1 protein-coding gene is annotated in these 255 nt (G+C 50.2%); it reads left to right on the forward strand.

Annotated features, from left to right (window positions below; translation table 11 throughout):
• Window positions 1-15: 15 nt before the first annotated feature.
• A partial coding sequence (locus tag AAEZ03_RS28160; protein ID WP_502947983.1) for an NAD-glutamate dehydrogenase domain-containing protein occupies window positions 16-255 on the forward strand: 240 nt, incomplete at its 3' end.

Consider the following 255-nt stretch of genomic DNA (forward strand, 5'->3'; position numbering starts at 1 on the left):
GTTAAGACCAAGTCGATGGCAGATGGTCGCGAAGCGTTCCAAGCTGAAGGGATTGCTTGTTATCAGACATTCCTACGCGGTATGCTCGATATCACTGACAATATCGTTGATGGAAAAATTGTCCCGCCAGCCGATACGGTGCGTCATGACGAAGACGACCCGTATTTGGTCGTTGCCGCTGACAAAGGCACGGCAAGCTTCTCCGATATAGCCAATGCCTTAGCTGCTGAATACAACTTTTGGCTTGATGACGCC

This window comes from Pseudomonas sp. HY2-MNA-CIBAN-0224, assembly GCF_040310285.1.
GTDB classification, from domain to species: Bacteria; Pseudomonadota; Gammaproteobacteria; order Pseudomonadales; family Pseudomonadaceae; genus Aquipseudomonas; species Aquipseudomonas helleri.